The organism is Pontibacter qinzhouensis (genome assembly GCF_008017455.1).
GTDB classification, from domain to species: Bacteria; Bacteroidota; Bacteroidia; order Cytophagales; family Hymenobacteraceae; genus Pontibacter; species Pontibacter qinzhouensis.
Genome location: NZ_VRTY01000204.1, coordinates 1 through 1,873, shown reverse-complemented (window position 1 = coordinate 1,873; position 1,873 = coordinate 1). Strand labels below are relative to the sequence as shown.

Sequence of the window (1,873 nt, the reverse complement as noted above, 5' to 3'; positions counted from 1 at the left end):
GCTGTTTGACCCGGATTAAGTGGCGCCGCTTGCTCCGGAATAGGTGGCGCTGCTTGCCCGGAATAATCATTGTAACCGACCTTGCTGGTAATACTAATACTATTAAGAAAGTTAATGCTGGTGCAATTACCGAAGCTAACGTTGTAGCAAAAATGAAAGAAGCTTTCCTTGCACTACCTAAGCAAATTAGACACAAAGGTGCTAACATCGTAGTAGACGAATCTGTTAAAGACTACATTTTACTTGCTAACCTTGCTGATAACTACAAAGACCGTATCATCCAAACTGGCGATAACTCTTTCAAATATCTGTCTTGCGATATAGTATTCGCGCCAATGCCAGAAGCACACAAAGATTCAATTGTAGCTGGCTTAACAGAAGAATTAGTATTCGCTACTGATGTTGTTGGAGATCATAACAGTATGGTAATTGGTACTAAAAACATATTCTCTGAATCTGTTTACTACAAGTCAGTATACTCTGCTGGCCACGCTGTAGCAATACCAGAGCAAAAAGTTCTTATTACAGTAGCTTAGTAGGCAATACTTTTTAAAATAAAAGAGGGGGTTTCAAAACTCCCTCTTTCATAAAAATATACAATAAACAACAATGGCATATTTGAATTCCGCTTACGGTAGCATCTCTTCTGAATTTAATGCTCCTGGTATAAGCCGTGTTGCCCTGATTGAAAAAGCTAAAGTAGCCAGCGCAGTTGGTGGTCTTGACATTACAGCTTTAACTCTTGAGACTGGTGCTTTATTCCAGGAAATCTATTTTATGGATGATTCTGCTACTTACACTCAAGAGCTAGTTTCAAGCACAGGCGCTAAATACGTTAACCAGACATTAAACTTCCGTGTAGAAAGCGACGAGTTGAGCAAAGCTCACGAAGTAATCTTGGGCAGACATTACGTAGCTCTTATCAGAAAAAACAACGGCAAATGGACTCTGTTAGGTCAGACTAACGGTCTTAAGACTACTGCTGCTACAGCTAACACAACTGGTGACGACGACGCTAACCTTAGCTTCACTTTATCAGGTAAGAACTTAGGTTTCGGTGCGAATGTACTGCTAAGTGATTCTGACGTTGAAGCATTAATTAACACAGTATCTACACCTGCATAACACCCACCCAAAATAAAATCCTTTTTAGCCCACTGCTTTCTATGCGGTGGGCTTTTTTTATAAAAATAATGCTGAACAGCCGACATATATAAGATTGAAACTACTATGATTACACTAAGAAACGGCCAGCCAATGCGCTTTATAGTTTACAAAACGCATCTACCTTACATCGAGGCAGACCACAAGATCATACTTAAAAACATAATTTCAGACCAGGAGAAAGAACTTACCTTCCAAACTGGCGAGTTCTACAATTCATTCAAAATAGAACTTGATGAAATCGACCTGACTGCTTTTGCAGGACAGAATACGCTGTTTGTACAGGATACCGATGGCGATATAATTTACTCCGAAGAGGTTTTCGTACTCTAATGATATACGCTCAAAAACTGTCAAACAGCTTTAATAACAGAGTTGCCTACAGCGTGAACGGGTGCCGTAAGTTATTCCTAGTGGAAGCATCTAAACTGACAGGCTACACCTTCACCAATGACCAGATAGATGCTATGAGCCTGACAAATGCTAATTTTAGTATCTGGGAGAATCTGGAATCTCTTGCTTTCACTTTCAAAACGGAAACAACTAAATCAGGAACGCTCTATCACATAGAAATAACCTTTGAAATTCCGGTTCTGAGAACTTACGCAGGTTCACTGGTAGACAGACTCAGCAACACAAAAACTACAGCCATCATTGAAGACGAAAACGGTAGATTCTGGCTATTAGGCTTCAAACAGGGTTTAACCTC

General features: G+C 40.0%; 4 protein-coding genes. All 4 read left to right on the top strand.

Annotation, left to right across the window (positions count from 1 at the left end; all coding sequences use genetic code 11):
• Positions 1 to 536 (top strand): hypothetical protein (locus FVR03_RS24040; protein WP_222707319.1); only part of this gene is annotated, 536 nt, incomplete at its 5' end.
• A gap of 73 nt (positions 537 to 609) precedes the next feature.
• Positions 610 to 1,125, top strand: coding sequence for a hypothetical protein (locus tag FVR03_RS24035; protein WP_147924313.1), 516 nt, complete (start codon positions 610 to 612; stop codon positions 1,123 to 1,125).
• A 105-nt stretch (positions 1,126 to 1,230) separates the two neighbouring features.
• Positions 1,231 to 1,497, top strand: a complete 267-nt coding sequence (locus FVR03_RS24030) for a hypothetical protein (RefSeq protein ID WP_147924312.1) — start codon at positions 1,231 to 1,233, stop codon at positions 1,495 to 1,497.
• Between the two features lie 134 nt (positions 1,498 to 1,631).
• Positions 1,632 to 1,873 (top strand): hypothetical protein (locus tag FVR03_RS24855; RefSeq protein WP_222707318.1); only part of this gene is annotated, 242 nt, incomplete at its 3' end.